This is a genomic window from Nitrosomonas communis (assembly GCF_001007935.1).
In the GTDB taxonomy this organism is placed as follows: Bacteria; Pseudomonadota; Gammaproteobacteria; order Burkholderiales; family Nitrosomonadaceae; genus Nitrosomonas; species Nitrosomonas communis.
The window spans coordinates 1,879,259-1,897,344 of record NZ_CP011451.1 but is presented as its reverse complement, the minus strand read 5'-3'; the positions used below and the strand labels follow the sequence as shown (position 1 = coordinate 1,897,344).

The following is an 18,086-nucleotide window of genomic DNA, read 5'->3' as shown; positions in this document are numbered from 1 at the left end:
TTCTAAAAATGGCATTCAGCCTGCAAAGAGCCACAGCATCGGCCATTGGTGTCGGTAAAAACCTCTCCGCTCAAGAATCAACTAAAATGAGTGAATTATTACGCCATTGAGGGTCATGATTATGAGTACACTCCTCATATTCTGAACGCATCAAAAATATTAAATAAACAGCGAGATAAGATTTCGCCCTTATTTAACCAGTCTGAAAAAAAACCATGACCAGCCCGCTCTGCTTTGTACTCATGCTTTTTGGGCAAGAACCGACGACTGGCGGCAAGATGCTTGATTTTGATGCGGTTTATCATGACTGATCGAACCGGCTATCCTGGCAGCCGATGACGCACCAATACGAGCTGACGAGGAAATGACCGTGATATGATCCATAAACCAATGTGCGAACGTCTGATATTATGCGAATACGCTCTCACTGATCTCACCACGTCCAACGCCAACGTTTTCTACAAACTCGGCTTGCGCCATGCTGCACAGCCCGCTTCACCGTATCACTTTTCATCAAGCACACAGGCCAACCTTCCTTTAATGTTGCGCCGCTACGTTGCATACCTTATGGTATCGGTACAAATGGCAAGCCTGTCAATATCGCAAGAATTACTCAAATCCTGACAAAACAATTTTAAGAAGTATTTAAGCAAGCGAACGACGGACAGCCCCATCTATTAATTAATCAATGGTTTTGGAAGAGATATATCCGTGAGCGCGCTGTCTATCAGAGCAGATCAAAAAATTAGCTGAAGCTCGCAAGCAGGGATTGGATGCGGTATGCACGATAGAGCATAGCCTTGGCACGATTGCGGATACCAAGAGTTACGGCGAGAATCATGGGAATCCAAAACCACCGCCCGAAATCTACGATTAATCAGCGAGGCAAGCAAAAATAGAGGAGAGCTGCTCGGATGGGAAGAGGAAATCAAAGCCGAGCTAATAAGCTATGCAGACAAGTAATGAGCGAAGCTACGTTTTTACCAGCACTTATGAGCAAATTATTGCTTAAAACCCTTTTAACGCTATTTTGCCAATCATCCTGCCGCTAGCAACTTGATCAAATGCAGCTTGCAGCGTTTCAACACTGAGCTGCCCGCCCTGCTGAGTCAGGATGGAACGAATAATCCCCGCGTCAACGGCTTGCGCCAGGCGCTGCAGATAGACGCCTTGCTGCGACTGATCTGATGTTTTGAACATCGCCCGGGTAAACATGAACTCCCAATGAAAACTTGCGCTTTTGTTTTTAAAACGATTCATATCCATCGGCTGACGATGACTCACCAAAGCACAGACTTTACCGAAGGGTCGAATACAAGCAGCCATATTATCAAGATGGCTATCCGTATCGGCAGCACACAAAATCCAATCCACCTCTTCCTCAAGTTGCGGGCGTAACGGCTGGTTATGGTCTATCACCTGATCTGCACCTAATTGCCTGCACCAAGCTTGACTGTCAGCACGTGAAGCCGTCGCAATCACTCTACCCCCCACTTGCTTAGCCAATTGAGTCGCCATGGAACCTACCCCACCTGCACCGCCAATAATCAATATACGTTTGCCTTGATTAGCAGCAGCATCCAGGCTCATACCCAAATGGTCAAACAAGGCTTCAGAAGCAGTCAACCCGACCAACGGCATGGCCGCCGCCTCCAGATCAGACAAGCTTTGCGGTGCTTTGGCAACCAAGCGGCTATCTACGGCTTGTTGTTCAGCAAAGCATCCCGCGCGCATGACATCACCCGCATAAAATACCCGATTACCCACCGCGAAGCCCTCAACCCGTGCACCTGTTGCTAACACTTCACCGCAGGCATCAAATCCAAGAATTTTCAATCCAGCCTGATCCGGCTTGATACTAGCCTTGAGTTTAATATCGACAGGATTCACTGCCACTGCTTTTACCCGCACCAACAGATCGTAATCACCAATAACGGGATCAGGAAGCTCAGTTAATTCAAAGGCCTGTCGAGCATTAATACCTAGCACATGCATATGATGTAAAAATATAAAATAGATTTTTCAATTGAGAATTAGACGGTATGGTTAACGGCTCACAAAAAGAGCCCGCATGATCTTTGAGCAGCTTATTCAGCTTTCGCAAAAACTGATAGTACCAGAGTGACACGAGCAATCAAATAAAGATTTGCTCTTATTGCATGCCAATACTCTAATTTCACACACCCAATGCCCGCCAGCTTTTGAGCAGTCATAGCGGCGCAATACGTTTCGCTGTTACGCCCTACAGCATTGTATATACTTTGAAATAACTAACACCTTTTCCTATTCCCCAGTTTTTTCAATTTATTGTGGGAGCAAACAGCTGAAGCTATTGAGACCTTCAATTAGTATTTATTGACATAAATCAATAATTGAGGTTGGCTTCATTGATCTAGATCAATGAAGCTAAACACGATTCGGCTCATATTTATAACCTTGAATCGGTTCATATTTTTTTATGTTTACAGATAATATAGGAGTAAATAAGGATATGAGTTCATTAAACAATACAAGAAGCGATGCGGAAACACTTAGATATTTTGCTATTAATATCGCAGTCATATTCGGCGTAACGGTAGCTTTGATTATGATCTCAGAATACTTTGCTGGTACTTAGAACTAATTTGCCGGCGGATACGCAGCATAAAATTCTGCCGCATGGTTTCGGATGCAATAAATCCTGCCGGACCATACTGATCCGGCAGGGTAATCTGGAAATAAGCTCGAATTATGAAAGCATGCTTGTAAACATATGCTTTTTATTCAAAGCATTACTGAGATCACCCATTAGCTCATGTAGGGCGTAATATCTGCCTGCATGCCATTTGTCCGATACCGGAGAAGCCGCCTGACAATCCATCAATCATTCATTCCATATTTTTATTGTTTTCTTCAATAATTCACAATACGCTGCATATGCCAGCCTATGCTTTGCTTGCCGGGATATGTTACCGCTGCTTGTTTCCGTACTTTAACCCTCGGATTAAAATGATTCTAATCCTGATAATGGCGGGTATTTATGGCGCACTGCTGAAATGGTATCAAACCGATACCTCCGGTCGATACATTAGTTTCGTTGATATTGCATTCAATCTCATCGGCATGATGATTGGCATCTGGCTTCCTCGGATGGGTACGGCTGTACACAAAAAAACCGCTTAATCTATAGGCCTCCATTTGACAAAGCAACTCGATATAGAGAGATAATGGTAAGTATGAGAGTCACTATGTACTTGCCCAGCCAAAATGTTTTTTGGCAATGATCTCTTTCTGATTGCTCCTGAAATTCAAAAATAAGGAATTTATGAATCGCATCTTGGTCACCGGGGCTACCGGGCAAATTGGTTCTGAACTGGTTCCTGCACTGCGAAAAAAATACGGCAGCGATCATGTGGTCGCGGCCGGACATAAGAGAACACCTCCAAAAACATTGGTAGAAGAAGGGCCCTACACCTCGCTTGATGTGACCGATATCGATGCGCTTACAACCATTGTACAAGACTTTCACATTGATACTATTTTTCACCTGGCTGCCTTATTATCAGCTGTCGCTGAAAAAAACCCGCAGATTGCCTGGAAAATCAATATGGAAGGACTGCAAAATGTTTTAGAAGTAAGCCGCGCCTATGGCTGCGCCGTTTTCTTTCCCAGTTCGATCGGCGCTTTCGGACCAGGCACGCCGCGTGACCACACGCCACAGGATACCATTCAGCGCCCCAATACCATGTATGGCGTGTGCAAGGTGGCTGGTGAGCTATTGTGCGATTATTACTTCACCCGTTTTGGCGTAGATACCCGCGGGGTCCGCTACCCTGGATTGATCTCGTATGAAACGCTGCCTGGCGGAGGAACGACCGATTACGCCGTCGAAATTTTTTACCAGGGCATCCAGCAAAAGCAATACACCTGCTTCTTAGCTGAAGGCACTACTCTCGATATGATGTATATGCCGGACGCCGTGCGGGCTGCCATTGAGCTGATGGAAGCCGACTCGCAGCAGCTAAAACATCGTAATGCTTTTAATCTCACTGCAATGAGTTTTGCGCCAGAAGAGCTGGCAGGACAAATTCAAAAACATATTCCCGGTTTTACCCTGCATTATCAGATCGACCCGGTGCGGCAAGCCATCGCTGATTCATGGCCGCGCCACATGGACGATCAGGCTGCGCGGGAAGAATGGGGCTGGCAGCCTCAATATGACCTTGCGGCCATGACAAAAGACATGATCGAGCGTCTACAAAAAAGCCAAGTTAAACATTGATAAGGAGCTGAGATGTCTCTTGAACAATTGAATGCGTATTGCACCTCGAAGCTGGCCGAGCTGAAGGAAAGAGGGGCTCACAGAGGGGTTGAGAAAGTGATTGCACAAATCACCCTGCCCGACTGGGTAAGAAATGGCCGATTGCCCACTCCGGCAGAAGATGAAAACTTTGGGCCGCGTTATCTTCTAGCAAGTGATGAAAAGGCGTACTTACTGATGAACTCCAATTCCTACTTGGGTCTGGCGTTGCATCCCAAGGTGATCGCCGCAGAAGAAGAAGGCGTTAAACATTTTGGCACCGGACCCGGTGCCGTCCGTTTCATCTCCGGCACATACCAACCGCATGTTGAACTTGAAAAGCGCCTGGCGGCATTTCACGGACGGGCATCCGCCATGATTTACAGTGCAGCTTATGCAACTGTGATGGGGGTACTGCCCGCGTTAATCGATGAACACACGCTGGTAGTGAGCGATCAACTGAATCATAACTCCATCATCAATGCCATTCGTTTGTCCCATTCAGCCAAAAAAGAGATTTACCCACATCTCGATATGGCAGAACTCGAACGCATTCTCAGTACTTATAGTTCTGGCAGAAATGCTGCCGGTGAGCCTGAGATCAAGCGCGTGCTGGTCATCACTGACGGCATTTTCAGTATGCGTGGTGATTATGCGCCACTGGATAAAATTGTCGCGATCTGCCGGAAATATGAGCAGAACTTTGCCGAAGGCATCATTACTGTTGCTGACGATTCACATGGCGTAGGCGCGTTTGGCCAAACCGGACGGGGAACCGAAGAATACACAAGGAGCCAAGTCGACATACTCATTGCCACGATGGGCAAGGCTTTGGGAGTCAATGGCGGTTATATCGTTGCCAGCGCCCCTGTGATTGATTATCTACGGCAAGTCTCCCCTTTTTATGTGTATTCAAATCCGATTACCCCATCCGAGGCACTGGCTGCCACAGGCTCTGTGGAAATATTGGAAAGCAAGGAAGGACTGGCGCGTTTAGCAAGATTGCGCGAGCTGACAGCACGCTTTGAAAATGGCTTAACTGAACTGGGATTCGAAACCATTCCTGGCGAACACCCGGTAACTCCGCTGGTCGTGCGTGACACCCAGCAAACAGCGCTTCTGATCGAATATCTTTTCCAGAATGGCATTTTAGCGACCGGTTTAAATTATCCAGTTGTTCCTAAAGGAGACGAAGAAATCCGTTTCCAAATTAATGCCAACCATACCATTGGCGATATTGATTATCTCCTCAGTGTCTTGAAAAATTTCTTAGCCCATTCGCGTTCTCGCCCATAGCCATCCCGACCTGGATTTCCTCCGTAATGAAGCTGACTCTGAATGGCAAAAAGAATAGACAAAATTATTTTTCGCAAACAGTCTTAGCGATATGACTAAGAGGAGAATTGGTGGGATAACTAAACCAATCAGTTGATGGATCATGCTGAGCACCGATTACACTGGTTTCCGCTTTGGGATCTGAATAAAGCAGCATGGTATAAGAGCGGGCTTTTCCTTCCTTGCAGTCAAGCTCATAGAGGCTTTTGACTGATTGATATCCGCCTGACTGCTTCTGATCATAACTGGATAAAACCCAGATTCTTCTGAAATGGCCGTCCTTTTGCATGCTTTCTGGATCAAAATAATGAGCCCCCCCTTGCTTTGCGCCCCCATCCATCCTTATCCATTCTGCCTGCGCAGGCGTTAGGAGAGATACAAGAAGAGCCAGCAATAATATTTTTCTCATCATGTCTATTTGATTTTAATGCCGCGCTGAAGCAGTTCGCGGACAGGAGTTGAATAGTACGCTCTATTTTATCAGAGGAATTTCTTACCTCGCTGTCATTTGGTTCACAGTTAGTTTGAATGATTCAGCTCACCAAAAAATTCCGCATCATCCCCATATCTTCATGCTCCAGGTTATGACAGTGATAAAGATAAAGACCAGTGTAATCCTGGAATGGCTTGATAATCGTGACTTCTTCACCAGGCATGACCAGCACGGTATCTTTCCAGCCACTATTGATGAAACCATCCTTGACAGTAGCATAGCCACTGCCATGCGAATCCTTGATTAAACGGGATAGTATCTGGAACTGCTGCTCGTGCAGATGGATCGGGTGCGCCATTTCCATCATCCCGCCTCTGCCACTTCTCATCCCTCCTCTTCCTTCCATACCGTCCGCATCATCCTCCATTCTACCCATTCCCCTTCTACCTCCTCCGTGCATGCCATGCTCTTCCTGGTAAATCCTGATTTTCTGGATGGTATTGACTGGAATTTTTTCCCCTTCAGCCACAGCCAGCATTTCAAACGATCGATGGTTGAGCTCGGGCGACATATGCCTCATGCTCAAGCCAATCTGGATTGGTTTGTCGGGGTTGGCCACATCACGGTCAGTCAAACGCTGGAATTTGATCAGCTGAGCCGGTAATTGAGGTGATTCGCTGGTTTTCTCAGCAATATGAAATTTCACCAACGGAAATTTACTTCCTTGCGCGAGCCCCCCCCTCATCATACCCATCCCGCCTCTCATTCCGCCACCCATATGTGGCATGACACCGTGATATTCGAGACTTTGCAAGATGAGATCGGAGCCAACCTCACGGCCACTGAAGTCAACCCATAATTCAACCCGCTCAGCCGGCGCCAGCATGATATACGGAAAGGTTTCGGGCTTTTCGAGCAAAGCGCCATCGGTGCCGATTGCCGTCAAGGGTGTCCCATCTTCCCAGCCGAGTTTGTAAATCCTCGAATTCGAAGCATTCAGCAAGCGCAGGCGATACGCACGGGTTTTAACCGGAATAGTACGATTAATCTGGCCATTGATCAAAATAGTATCACCCAGAAAACCCAACATGCGCTCACGCCGGCCATGCTGGAGATACTGCAGCTGATTATCCACAGTCAAGCGCCGATCCTGAATCACCAAAGGGAGATCGTATTCACCATTGGGCAGCGCCAGTTTTTGTTCCTGTTCATCGCTTATAGTGATCAATCCTGCCAGTCCCTGATAAACCTGGGTGGCAGTCTTTTCATGGGTATGTGCGTGATACCAGTTAGTGCCAGCAGGATTCTTGATTTCAAATTCATAAATATAGCGCTCACCTGGATTGATGGCGTACATCGGATGTCCATCCATTTTCTGCGGCACGTGCAAACCGTGCCAATGCGCAACGGTCGGCTCAGGCAAATCGTTATAGGCAATGATGCGAACTTTCTGGCCACGCACAAAATTCAGTATAGGACCAAGATAGCTTGGCATGTTGGTTAACGTAGTAGTGGGGCCTTTAATTAATTGGGCGTGATATTTGAAGACCTTGGTGGCCGCACCGGGCTTGAGGGAAACAGTATCGGGCCTAGCAGTCAGCTCGATTTCCACATCAGGCTTGAACGCGCTGCTGGATGCATTATTCATCTTTGCCGCTTCCACCAGAATAAAACCCGGCCACGCTGCCACCATCGTGCCAAAAGCAGCAAACTGCAGAAATTGTCGTCTTTTGCTATCAAAGTGTGCCATTGTTTCTCCCTCCACCTTAATTCATATTAAAAATGCTCAAATTACATTGATCGGTATTTTAAAATAAGCAATCCCGTTATCTTCTGCAGGAGGCATTTGGCCTGCGCGTACATTGAACTGTACGGATGGCAGCATCAGCACCGGCATCTCCAGGGTCGCATCACGCGCAGTGCGCATCGCAACAAATTCTTCTTCGCTGACACCATCATGAACATGAATATTGTGAGCACGTTCTTCCGCTACTGTGCTTTGCCACTGAACATCACGACCTTTGGGCGGGTAATCATGACACATGAACAATCTTGTATCTGGTGGAAAATCCAGTAATTTACGGATGGAATGATAAAGCTGACGTGCATCTCCTCCCGGAAAATCAGCACGAGCGGTACCTATATCCGGCATGAATAAGGTATCACCGATAAAAATAGCATCTTCAAACTGATAAGCCATGTCGGCTGGCGTATGCCCCGAAACTGAAATGGCTTTGGCAGTCAATTTGCCCACACCGAACGATTCGCCATCCGCCAGCAAATGATCGAATTGCGACCCATCCGGGGAAAATGTGGCTTCCATATTGAACAGCTTCTTGAAAGTTTGCTGCACCACCGGGATGTGATCGCCTATCGCTGTTTTTCCTCCGAGCTTTCCTTTCAGGTAATCCGCAGAGGAGAGGTGATCAGCATGTGCATGCGTTTCGAGAATCCACTCCACAGTCAAATGCTGCTCATGAATAAATGAAATCAATTTATCGGCAGAAACCGTTTTCGTTCTACCCGCTTTTGGATCGTAATCGAGCACAGGATCAATAATGGCACAACTTCCGCCTCGCTCATCAAACACCACGTAAGTCACTGTCCAAGTAGCCGGGTCAAAGAATGCTTGGATGTTTGGTTGCATGGTTCTCTCCTGTTCTTTCTTCTTTTCTCAGCTCAAATAAATTCAATAAATTGACTATAATATATTTATTAACATATTATCAATTATTATTATATATAAAGATAAATCATGGAGAGTTCTCATGACCATTGATTGGATACATTTCACACCTGCATCTGCGCTGGCTGGCGGCATGGTGATTGGGATTGCCACTGCGATCCTGTTATTGTTTGCCGGCCGGATTGCCGGCATCTCCGGTATTGTCGGAGGTTTATTCAGGCGACAGCCAGGTGATATCGGCTGGCGATTTGCTTTTGCTTCCGGGCTCATCCTGGCACCTATTATCTGGCAGTTGTTTAATGAACTACCCCCGATTCAAATAGACACCAGCTACCTAATAATGGCTCTGACAGGGTTGATCGTGGGTCTGGGTACTCGTTATGCCTCAGGCTGCACCAGCGGACATGGCGTATGCGGGTTATCACGCATGTCGCCCCGTTCGATCGTGGCGACGCTCACATTCATCACTGCAGGCGTAGTCACGGTTTACCTCATCAGACATCTACTGAGCTGATTGCGCCATTGAAAAGGATTTCCCTATGAGCACGATATTCATCGCATTACTCTCGGGTTTGATCTTTGGCATCGGGTTGATTTGGTCGCAGATGGCAAATCCAGCCAAAGTCCTGGCATTTCTTGATATGACTGGCTCTTGGGACCCATCTCTGGCCTTTGTCATGCTGGGTGCAATCAGTGTTGGTATAGTTGCTTTTGCCTTAGCACGCCGCCACGGCAGAACCTTCCTGGGCTCATCCATTTCGCTGCCTACATCTCGCGTGATCGATAAACGGCTGGTGTTAGGTAGTTTGGCGTTTGGTATCGGTTGGGGTATGGCTGGCGTCTGCCCAGGCCCTGGTCTGGTGCTGGTTGGATCAGGCAGTCTGCACGGTATGGTATTTGTCGCAGCGATGTTGCTTGGTATGGCTATTTTTGAGTTAGTGGAACGATACCGTGCCCGCCAGGCCAAGCAACAAGATGGATAGGCTGCTGTCTACTCCACACAAAACATTTTTGCAACACCTTTTAAACAAGAAAATTTGAACACTTTTTATGCTGAGCAATCCATTAATCAAAAAAGAAATAGCTGATCCTACTGGTTTGACTGACATGCTGTCCAATCGGGCATCCGCTGCACAGGCATGCGCCTTGCTGAAAGCACTGGCTAATGAAGATCGTTTACTCATTCTTTGCCAGCTCGCACAAGGTGAAAAAAATGTGGGCGAACTTGAGCAATCGCTTGGAATCCGACAACCGACCCTGTCACAGCAGCTTACCGTGCTGCGGGAAGAAAAACTGGTCAATACTGAGCGCAAGGGCAAATATATCTATTACTGCCTGGCTAGTCAGGCAGCATTACACATTATGCAAACGCTGTATCATCTTTATTGCATCGATCACAGTCCTCACCCTCAGAAAAAAAGCAGTCATCTTAAGCTGAAAAAACCAATCCCTTCTGGAGGAGAAAAAAATGGGTATAATCACGACTAAACTGGATGAAAAATTGTCTGTTTCCGGCCAGATCGGTCTGGATGATCTGTCAGAAATTGCTGCAGCAGGTTATCAATCGGTTATTTGCAATCGACCCGATTATGAGGGCGGGGAAGCGCAACCTACCAGCGCACAACTGCAACAGGCAGCGCGCTCGCTTGGCCTTCAATTTGTTTATCTACCGGTCGAGATCGGGGCAGCCTCGACTGAAAAAAGTGAAGCATTCGACAAACTGCTGCTTGAATTACCGGGGCCCGTGCTCGCTTTCTGCAAAAGCGGCAGTCGGCCCAAAGCATTGTATCAAATGGCCAAGCAAAAACAGGAAAAGCCGGCAGGTGAAGCAGAATCGGTTACTGCCGCCTGCAGCTGGACAGGCGAAGCCCCTGCGACGGCTCAGCTATCCTCTCCCTCAGCGGAAAAAAGACAGTCAGCAGTTCCTGCCTGCAATTGGGGCAACGTGTTTGATATCGTTGTGATAGGAGGAGGAGCTGCAGGCATCGGCGTTACTGCGAGTTTGTTGCATCGCCAACCTTCCTTACGCATTGCTATCATTGAACCAAGTGATAAGCATTATTATCAGCCGGCCTGGACCTTGGTTGGTGGAGGCGCTTATGACATTAAGGATACGGTAAGGAACATGGTGGATATCATTCCACCCAAAGCTGAATGGGTTCAGGCAGCAGCGAGCGGTTTCGATCCAGACCATAATCTGGTCCATCTGGCGGACGGTCGCTCAATCGGTTATCACCAATTGATTGTTTGTCCCGGGATTCGTCTAGCATGGGAAAAAATCGAAGGTATCCAGCAAACGCTCGGCAAAAATGGGGTGACTTCCAACTATCAATTCGAGCTGGCGCCTTATACCTGGTCGCTGACGCAAACTCTCAAAAGAGGTAAGGCATTGTTCACCCAGCCCCCTATGCCGATCAAATGCGCTGGTGCACCACAGAAAGCCATGTATCTTTCATGCGATTACTGGCTGCACCAGGGCGTGCTGGATAATATTGAAGTCGAATTCGATAGCGCCGCTGCAGTACTGTTTGGGGTCGCTGATTTTGTGCCGCCATTGATGAAATATGTGCAGCGCTATCATGCCAAACTGGTCTTCAACTCTAATCTGATCAAAGTCGATGGCACCAACAAAATTGCCACTTTTGAAATCAAAGACAGCGAAGGCAAAGCCTCACGTATAGACAAACCATTTGATATGTTGCATGTCACGCCGCCCCAGGTCGCGCCGGATTTTCTGAGTAACAGTCCTTTGGCAGATACAGCGGGCTTCTGTGAAGTCAATCCTATAACTTTGCAGCATGTGCGTTACTCCAATATTTTCTCGCTCGGAGATGCCTGCTCCTCGCCCAACGCCAAAACAGCAGCGGCAGCTAGAAAGCAAATCGTGATCGTAGCTGATAATCTGCTGGCAGCCAGAGAAGGCAAACAGCTTCCCGATGTTTACGACGGCTATGGTGCCTGTCCACTAACCGTGGAAAAGGGTAAGGTGATTCTGGCCGAATTTGGTTTTGGCGGAAAATTGCTACCTACTTTTCCGCTTGATCCGACTGTCCCAAGGCAATTCACCTGGTTTCTCAAAGCCAAAGTGTTCCCTTGGCTGTATTGGAATGGCATGCTGAAAGGCCGTGAGTGGCTAACCCGCTCAACCAATGTAAGCTGAGTAGCCGGTGGACGCTAGCTTAATCAGCATTCTGCTCGGTTCATTTACCGGCATTGTGCTTGCCCTGACAGGAGCAGGTGGCACCATCATCGCAGTGCCATTGCTCATGTTCAGCCTGGACCTGACGGTTGCACAAGCTGCTCCCATCAGTTTGCTGGCGGTCAGCTTGTCGGGAGCCATCGGCGCATGGCTGGCGTTCAGACAAAAAAGAGTCAGATACCGGGCAGCTAGTTTCATTGCTTTGATAGGCGCGCTCATCTCACCCGCCGGGATATGGCTAGCACAGCATTTACCCGATATATCCTTGACCTTACTGTTTGCTGGAGTACTTCTCTTTGTTGCCCAGCATATGTTTCGCCAAAGCATGCATGAAGGTAAAAATGAGATGAGCACGCAACATTCCGCTTCTCCTTGTCAGATAGATGAAGCCAGCGGACGTTTAATTTGGACCATACCATGTTTCAGAGCATTAGCATTGTCAGGCACCACAGCAGGTTTCTTGTCAGGTCTGCTGGGCGTAGGAGGAGGATTCGTGATCGTACCCGCCCTCAGGAAAATCACTAATCTTCCCATATTGTCCATAATGGCGACCTCACTGGCAATCACCGCTCTGATTGCTACCACGGGCGTCATTTCAGCGATAATCATTCGCGCGATGCAATGGCCGATAGCCTTATTCTTTTGTACTGGCACGATCGCAGGCATGCTGCTCGGTAGAATGTTTGCCGAGCGTCTTGCCGGCCCCCGGTTACAGCAAGGCTTCGCTATCCTGGCTGGCGGTATTGCAGCAGGTATGATTACCAAAGTGATTTGGGCTATATTACTTTAGTTTTGCAGTGCGGATATCTGTTAATACTTACATTCGAACGATGGACCTTGTCACGTTGGCACATCTTGCAAGCATCTTTATAAAACCGGATCATCTATTTGCTTGAGCGATGCTTATCAGCGTACCATGCTACTAATAACATGATAGCTGCAAATACTGCCAGTCCAATTATAGATTCAATCGCCATCATCTGCTCCTTTACGCAGAATAAAGGAAACAATCAAGAACATGCTTGCCAGAAATATCAGTGCCAACACAGCGAAGATAGTTACTTTCTTATCAATCAAACCACCCAGTAAGGCTGCAACAACCGATGCAGTAGCCACATTATCTGATACTTTAGCTAAACCTTCTCGCTGCTCCTTGTTGAATACAGGAAACTCCATATAATCAGCTTACACCAATACTTTTGCAAAAGCAAAGTTGAGAAATCGTGCCTTACAAGGTAAGGCAAAGCAGATAATTCCATCTCCAACTCCAATACCACGCGAAGACATGTCGTTAGATAATACAAATAAGATGGCAAGGAGAAGCCGACAAAACCAGATTTGAGTTAGAAATGGAATAACTTTTAGCACCCGCATATCTTCTTGTACCACTGCAACATTGCCACCTAGCATTTGTGGCACTCTCTGCCAGGTATGCAATGAGGTGAAGCGCCACACTAAATCGATCGAAGCTTTCTATTTCAATTATTCAGTGCAAGATTCCCATTGCTTTAAGTAATGGCATCGCCTTGGCGGCAAAGCTCGCATAGTTTGCTTTGATTTCTTTTAAACTTTCCTCATCATTTTCGATGACCTGTCCTTCTTTGACGATGCGTTCATTGTTGTCCTTGAAAATCTGCCAAACGAACGCCGCGGGGTCAGCTGTTTTTCGTTCCTTGGCCAGCAGGAAAAGCTGTTGCATGCGGTTTACTGAGACAGCCCCACCTGTCACAGGAGCAGCCAGATAAGCGATGTCACGGCTAAACACCGCACGGTTAAGAATCACATTGTTGAGATGATCGCTGCTCGTACGCACCTTCTTTACCGTTTCCTCATCTTGACAGGGAGCCAAATGCCCCATACCCACCAGAATGGTCACTGCTTGCAGCACTTGTTGTGCGTTCGCTATATTAGCCATTGCTGCGCACAGACTACGGAGGGTCTTGGGTGCGAACTCACGCTCGGCCAAGACAGCCAGAAGGGGATTATAGATTTCTGGTTGCAAATTTCCCTCGACCCAGTTTCCCGTAACCTTGCGCGGAATATCTTCCGGCCAGCTCATCAAGACGAAACGTGTATTCAGCAAACGCTGGCTCTTTTCCTGATCCGTCAAGCGGCACACCCCTCTCATAAAAATATCTTTACGGAACTGAGCAAAAGTGAAGTAGTCACGCATCTGCTCCTTGAGTACAGGATGAGTGACTTCCCTCATCATCTCCTGGGCTTCTGGGCTGAGGTTGATGGCATCAATTGCATTGAGCGGGGTGGCTGAAGCGGCAAATTCGAGTTTGGCATCTGCCAGGCGCTCGGCCACATCCGCGAAATACATGACGTTCCAATCGCGGTTAAAAAATTCATGCGCGATATAATTTCGATTTTGCTCCTTGATCTTGGTTAGCCGTTCTTTAACGCCTGGCACTGCGCGTGCGTAGGCCGAATTGGCATCCAGTAAACGCTCTGAAAACTGAATCGCAGAATCCATGCGCGCGAACGCACCTTGCGCACGACTAGCGAAACGGTCATGTAGTGCGAACAATTGACGCAGCGGCGCAGCTGGCGCCCAGCCAGGGAAACAGTTATAACTCAGGTAGAGTACACCACCTGGTTTCAGGAATTTACGTGCAAAATTAACGATCTGTTGGTGATTCTCAGTGCTCACCCAAGTCCAGATACCATGCAGAGCGATGTAATCCATTGGAGGCAGATCGGCATGCAAAAATTCCTCAAAGCTTTCATCCCGAATATCGAGCGGTAAGGCGGCAGCTCTCGCCAGATTTTGGGCGAATGCCGCATGTTCAGGATTGAAGTCCGTTCCAAAGAAGCGCCCGGGTGTCGTAGCACCATGCAGATTGAGTGACAATCCTTGCCCGATGCCAAGTTCACAATAATTTGGTGTGGCTGACTCGGGTGGCATTACACCTTGCAGCAACAGGCAAAAACGGATGAAAACAGGTGAAATCTCGCGATAGTAACCAAACGTATAGCCGATTTCAGTGAAATACCCTTGTGACCAATCTTTATCCATATTTTCTATTCAATTAAAAAACCCTGCCAGCCTTACGGCTGGCAGGGTTCTTATCTTAGAGAAGCAGAGGCGTGCCCCCGCCTGCTCTATCAGGCGAAACTGAAGTTGGACGCACCGAATTCGCCTTCGGTCACACCAACCAAGTTAATCGTCATGTCGGACGTACCATCACCATTCAAGTCAACTTTCACCGCACCACCCGCTTGGTTTCCAACTGCGAACGGGTTAGCATCGGCCACATTAGTAAAGCTAACTTGTGTAGCGCCAGTGTTGGTAAAGGCAGCGTTACCGATAAAGCTGGCAGTACCTGTCTGCAGGGCGGCAGCAAATTGAATGGAATCCGCAGCCACGTCGAAGTCACCAGTAGCCGTATTATTACCGATAACGTCCACGCTGCCGTTGGGAGCAGGTTGGCCATCCGATTCTGCTGCAGCATTGTAAATCAGCTTGTCAGCGCCCGCACCCAAAGTGATCACGTCACTGCCCAGACCGCCGGTCACGATGTCACCCTTAGCCGAGGCAATGTAAGCATCCCCGCCTTCACCACCTGTGAAGGTCACAGATTTGTCATTTTGAGCAACAGATACAAATACACCGCCTACGGCACCAACAGCATCCTTCACTACACCGGTCGCATCAATGGTGGTGATATTTTTGCTGGCAGTCAGATCGCCAATACCGATCCCATCCGAGCCGGTCACCTTCAGCGTAGTCAGGGCAGTATCGGCCAGCTTAAAGAGCTGAGCACCAGCGCCAGACGTCGCATCGGTTGCGATAGTGATGGTTTCCACGCCACCGGCATTGACCGTCACTTTGTTGGTACCGAGATTAGCGTCTTTACCGAAAGTCAGCGTCGCAGTATTGTCGGCACCGGCAACAGCGCCTTTGACATCTACGCCAATTGTACCACCGCCTGCGCCTGCAGAACCCTTGAAGGTCACATTGGTGTTATTAGCCAGATTCGACAGAATCAGAGATTTGCCATTCAGATTAAGCGCATCATTAAAAGTAATGTTGCTGATACCGAACAATTCGCCATTCACGGTTGCGTTCGCAGCCAGCGGAGCACCTAAATTGATGCCGAGGGTTTCCACATTCTTCACTGAACCTGCCTTGTTAAAAGCTTGCAGGTTGGCCAGTGAGGCGATGAGCGTGTCATTATCGCTGCTCTTGCCATCTTTATCTACCGAGCCGCCACCATCAATGGTATCGGCAGCAGTGAAATTTCCTAGAATGAGTGTGTCATTGCCAGCGCCGCCAGTGAACGTGACATCCTTGTTGTTAGTAGTCAGATCGAGTGTGACGCCACCGCCGTTACTTGTAGCATCTACTGTGGTCACATTGTTGAACTCGCCGCCTGGAGCCACAATATCCAGTGCACCGCCGCCAGCTACTTTAATCGCACTCAGCCCACCAATAGATTTTCCTCCGCCTCCGTCAGCAAATTGCACAAAATTTTTGCCTTCCGCGATCACGGACAGCGTCACATCTTTTGCGCTATTGGCTGTGTTCGCATGTCCTACGGATACATTCACACGATCCGTCGCGCTGTTACCGGAAGAGACAGTAGACAGAGTGAGCGTACCACCCGCACCAATTGAGCCATCTTTAAAGGTAGCGTTCTGTGTAGCGCCCCCCTCAACATTCAGGGCTCCGATAGCAGCGTTGCTTTGAATGTTTGTCAAATTCAGAACCGAGCCTTTAAGGGCGCCAGAGTTCCACAACTCCGTAGCACCGGTCACATTCGACAGGTTTAGATTAGTAGCAGCAGGATTGACATTTTTAAATACGATTTTTTCAACGTCTTTGATAGTAGCGCCTGCAGGCCATGCACTACTAGCAACAACCAAATTAGCGGTATCGAAACCAGCACCGCCGTTCACATTATCGCCATTGGTCAGCGTACCACCATTAGCTGCTGTATCAACCACACCATTGATTTCATCGCTGCCAGTAGTGGTTCGAGGGTTATCCACACCGGTAGTAAGATGGAAAGTGTTGTCAGGACCAGTACCTTTTCCAGCTACAAACCCTTCAGCTTCAGCTTCTGTCGTAGGAAATGTCGGTGTTACGCCTATCAGCACATTTTGCATTGCATCCAGAGTTTCGCCTTTTCCCTCTCTGGAATAGACATCAGCCACCGTAACCTTGTTTTGGAACAGATCAGCAGTAGGCTTGAATTCTTCAGCAGGAGTGCCTGTAAGATACGCACTTGCTTCCAGCAGGATACTTCCTATGCTTGCGCCTGATTCGAGGCGGTTCATGAAAAAGGCCTCTGCTTGAGCATCCGGGCTGGCCGCGTCCGTATTGCCTGCCGCCAGACCGAAATTTTTCAGCAGGTTGGCTGTAATTTCTTCATTGGTCACGGCGCCCTTCAGAACCCCTTCCTTAAATTCATCGGTTGCCACCAGAATATCAGCCAGCTGTTGATTGGTCATGCCAGACTCAACCGCACTAGCCAATTCCTGCATTATTTTTGCACTCGGAGCAGCATTAAATGTAGCTACCGTCAGCGCCAGTATATCTTCCTTTTGTTGGGAGGAAATAGCCATAACACGTGTTCCTTTTAAATAAAGTTAAAAAAACTTAAGACAAAAAACCATATGTCACGAAATTGCTGAATATGAAACAAATAGTCCTTGCAACCTGTTAAATGTCAGATTTCGCGTTTCTGTTTGCCTGATTGCTATTTCACGACAATGGTCCCGCCGCCAGAAATCGCCACAGTTGACAAGTTTGGACGATTCTGCCGAAAAAAACTATTGTACGCAAGTGATCAAATCTTCTTGAAGGGATTGTGTTGTTAATTTGCAACATTATTAGCTTAATATAGTAAAAAATAACAACCAACTGGATTAACCTTAACATAGTAAAAAAAATAACGACCTGCTGGAAGAATGATTAGGGAAGAAAAAATTGCTCATTTACATCTTTTAATTTGCATATTGCAGGAAAAATGCTTGCGTTTTCAGTCAGAGCCACTTTTAATTAGCAACCCAACTCTCTGAAAGGATTAACTTTAACAGGCCGCATTTTGCCACTGTCTGCATATGCTCACCCCATATGCTCGACCTAATATTATTGTTATTTTTTGTATCTGTTTGGTTGAAAAAGAAGTGATTTTTCTCACAT

The 18,086-nt window shown here is 47.6% G+C and carries 16 protein-coding genes; 8 read left to right on the top strand and 8 right to left on the bottom strand.

The window, feature by feature from the left end; genetic code table 11:
• Positions 1 to 1,008 precede the first annotated feature (1,008 nt).
• On the bottom strand, positions 1,009 to 1,989 hold the full coding sequence (locus AAW31_RS08660; protein ID WP_200899758.1) for a zinc-binding alcohol dehydrogenase family protein: 981 nt from the start codon (positions 1,987 to 1,989) through the stop codon (positions 1,009 to 1,011).
• Positions 1,990 to 2,883: 894 nt separating this feature from the next.
• Between AAW31_RS08660 and AAW31_RS21940 the strand changes: the two genes are divergently transcribed.
• The 3 genes from AAW31_RS21940 (at position 2,884) to AAW31_RS08650 (ending at position 5,575) form a co-directional block, all read left to right on the top strand.
• Positions 2,884 to 3,162, top strand: a complete 279-nt coding sequence (locus AAW31_RS21940) for a VanZ family protein (protein ID WP_258920425.1) — start codon at positions 2,884 to 2,886, stop codon at positions 3,160 to 3,162.
• A 142-nt stretch (positions 3,163 to 3,304) separates the two neighbouring features.
• A complete protein-coding gene (locus AAW31_RS08655; RefSeq protein WP_046849936.1) occupies positions 3,305 to 4,261 on the top strand; it encodes an L-threonine 3-dehydrogenase in 957 nt (318 codons plus the stop codon).
• A gap of 12 nt (positions 4,262 to 4,273) precedes the next feature.
• On the top strand, positions 4,274 to 5,575 hold the full coding sequence (locus AAW31_RS08650) for an aminotransferase class I/II-fold pyridoxal phosphate-dependent enzyme (RefSeq protein WP_046849935.1): 1,302 nt from the start codon (positions 4,274 to 4,276) through the stop codon (positions 5,573 to 5,575).
• Between the two features lie 64 nt (positions 5,576 to 5,639).
• Here AAW31_RS08650 and AAW31_RS08645 read toward each other — a convergent pair whose 3' ends face one another.
• The 3 genes from AAW31_RS08645 to AAW31_RS08635 form a co-directional block, all read right to left on the bottom strand.
• A complete protein-coding gene (locus AAW31_RS08645) occupies positions 5,640 to 6,026 on the bottom strand; it encodes a surface-adhesin E family protein (RefSeq protein WP_235264537.1) in 387 nt (128 codons plus the stop codon).
• A 121-nt stretch (positions 6,027 to 6,147) separates the two neighbouring features.
• Positions 6,148 to 7,797 carry a multicopper oxidase family protein gene (locus tag AAW31_RS08640; RefSeq protein WP_046849934.1) on the bottom strand — a complete coding sequence of 550 codons (1,650 nt, stop codon included), beginning with the start codon at positions 7,795 to 7,797 and terminating at the stop codon, positions 6,148 to 6,150.
• A gap of 36 nt (positions 7,798 to 7,833) precedes the next feature.
• The gene (locus tag AAW31_RS08635) at positions 7,834 to 8,694 is read right to left on the bottom strand and encodes an MBL fold metallo-hydrolase (protein ID WP_046849933.1); all 861 of its coding nucleotides are present in this window, start codon (positions 8,692 to 8,694) and stop codon (positions 7,834 to 7,836) included.
• 121 nt (positions 8,695 to 8,815) lie between these two features.
• Here AAW31_RS08635 and AAW31_RS08630 point away from each other — a divergent pair, with 121 nt between their 5' ends.
• The 5 genes from AAW31_RS08630 (at position 8,816) to AAW31_RS08610 (ending at position 12,722) form a co-directional block, all read left to right on the top strand.
• Positions 8,816 to 9,247: a YeeE/YedE family protein gene (locus tag AAW31_RS08630; RefSeq protein ID WP_046849932.1), complete on the top strand. Its 432-nt coding sequence runs from the start codon at positions 8,816 to 8,818 to the stop codon at positions 9,245 to 9,247.
• A 25-nt stretch (positions 9,248 to 9,272) separates the two neighbouring features.
• A complete protein-coding gene (locus tag AAW31_RS08625; protein WP_046849931.1) occupies positions 9,273 to 9,716 on the top strand; it encodes a YeeE/YedE family protein in 444 nt (147 codons plus the stop codon).
• A 124-nt stretch (positions 9,717 to 9,840) separates the two neighbouring features.
• Positions 9,841 to 10,221 (top strand): ArsR/SmtB family transcription factor, encoded by a 381-nt coding sequence (locus AAW31_RS08620; protein WP_235264569.1) that lies wholly within the window; start codon positions 9,841 to 9,843, stop codon positions 10,219 to 10,221.
• On the top strand, positions 10,202 to 11,893 hold the full coding sequence (locus tag AAW31_RS08615; RefSeq protein WP_082110384.1) for a bifunctional protein tyrosine phosphatase family protein/NAD(P)/FAD-dependent oxidoreductase: 1,692 nt from the start codon (positions 10,202 to 10,204) through the stop codon (positions 11,891 to 11,893). Before AAW31_RS08620 ends, AAW31_RS08615 begins: the two co-directional genes overlap by 20 nt.
• Positions 11,894 to 11,900: 7 nt before the next feature.
• Entirely contained in the window at positions 11,901 to 12,722 is an 822-nt protein-coding gene (locus AAW31_RS08610; RefSeq protein WP_046849930.1) for a sulfite exporter TauE/SafE family protein, read from the top strand.
• A 176-nt stretch (positions 12,723 to 12,898) separates the two neighbouring features.
• Here AAW31_RS08610 and AAW31_RS08605 read toward each other — a convergent pair whose 3' ends face one another.
• From AAW31_RS08605 to AAW31_RS08590, 4 genes are all read right to left on the bottom strand, one after another.
• Positions 12,899 to 13,108 carry a hypothetical protein gene (locus tag AAW31_RS08605; protein ID WP_046849929.1) on the bottom strand — a complete coding sequence of 70 codons (210 nt, stop codon included), beginning with the start codon at positions 13,106 to 13,108 and terminating at the stop codon, positions 12,899 to 12,901.
• Positions 13,109 to 13,117: 9 nt separating this feature from the next.
• On the bottom strand, positions 13,118 to 13,369 hold the full coding sequence (locus tag AAW31_RS08600) for a hypothetical protein (RefSeq protein WP_144412894.1): 252 nt from the start codon (positions 13,367 to 13,369) through the stop codon (positions 13,118 to 13,120).
• A gap of 49 nt (positions 13,370 to 13,418) precedes the next feature.
• Complete coding sequence (locus AAW31_RS08595; protein ID WP_046849927.1) at positions 13,419 to 14,954, bottom strand: class I SAM-dependent methyltransferase; 1,536 nt, start codon at positions 14,952 to 14,954, stop codon at positions 13,419 to 13,421.
• 89 nt (positions 14,955 to 15,043) lie between these two features.
• Positions 15,044 to 17,506, bottom strand: coding sequence for a beta strand repeat-containing protein (locus tag AAW31_RS08590; protein WP_046849926.1), 2,463 nt, complete (start codon positions 17,504 to 17,506; stop codon positions 15,044 to 15,046).
• Between the last annotated feature and the right edge of the window lie 580 nt (positions 17,507 to 18,086).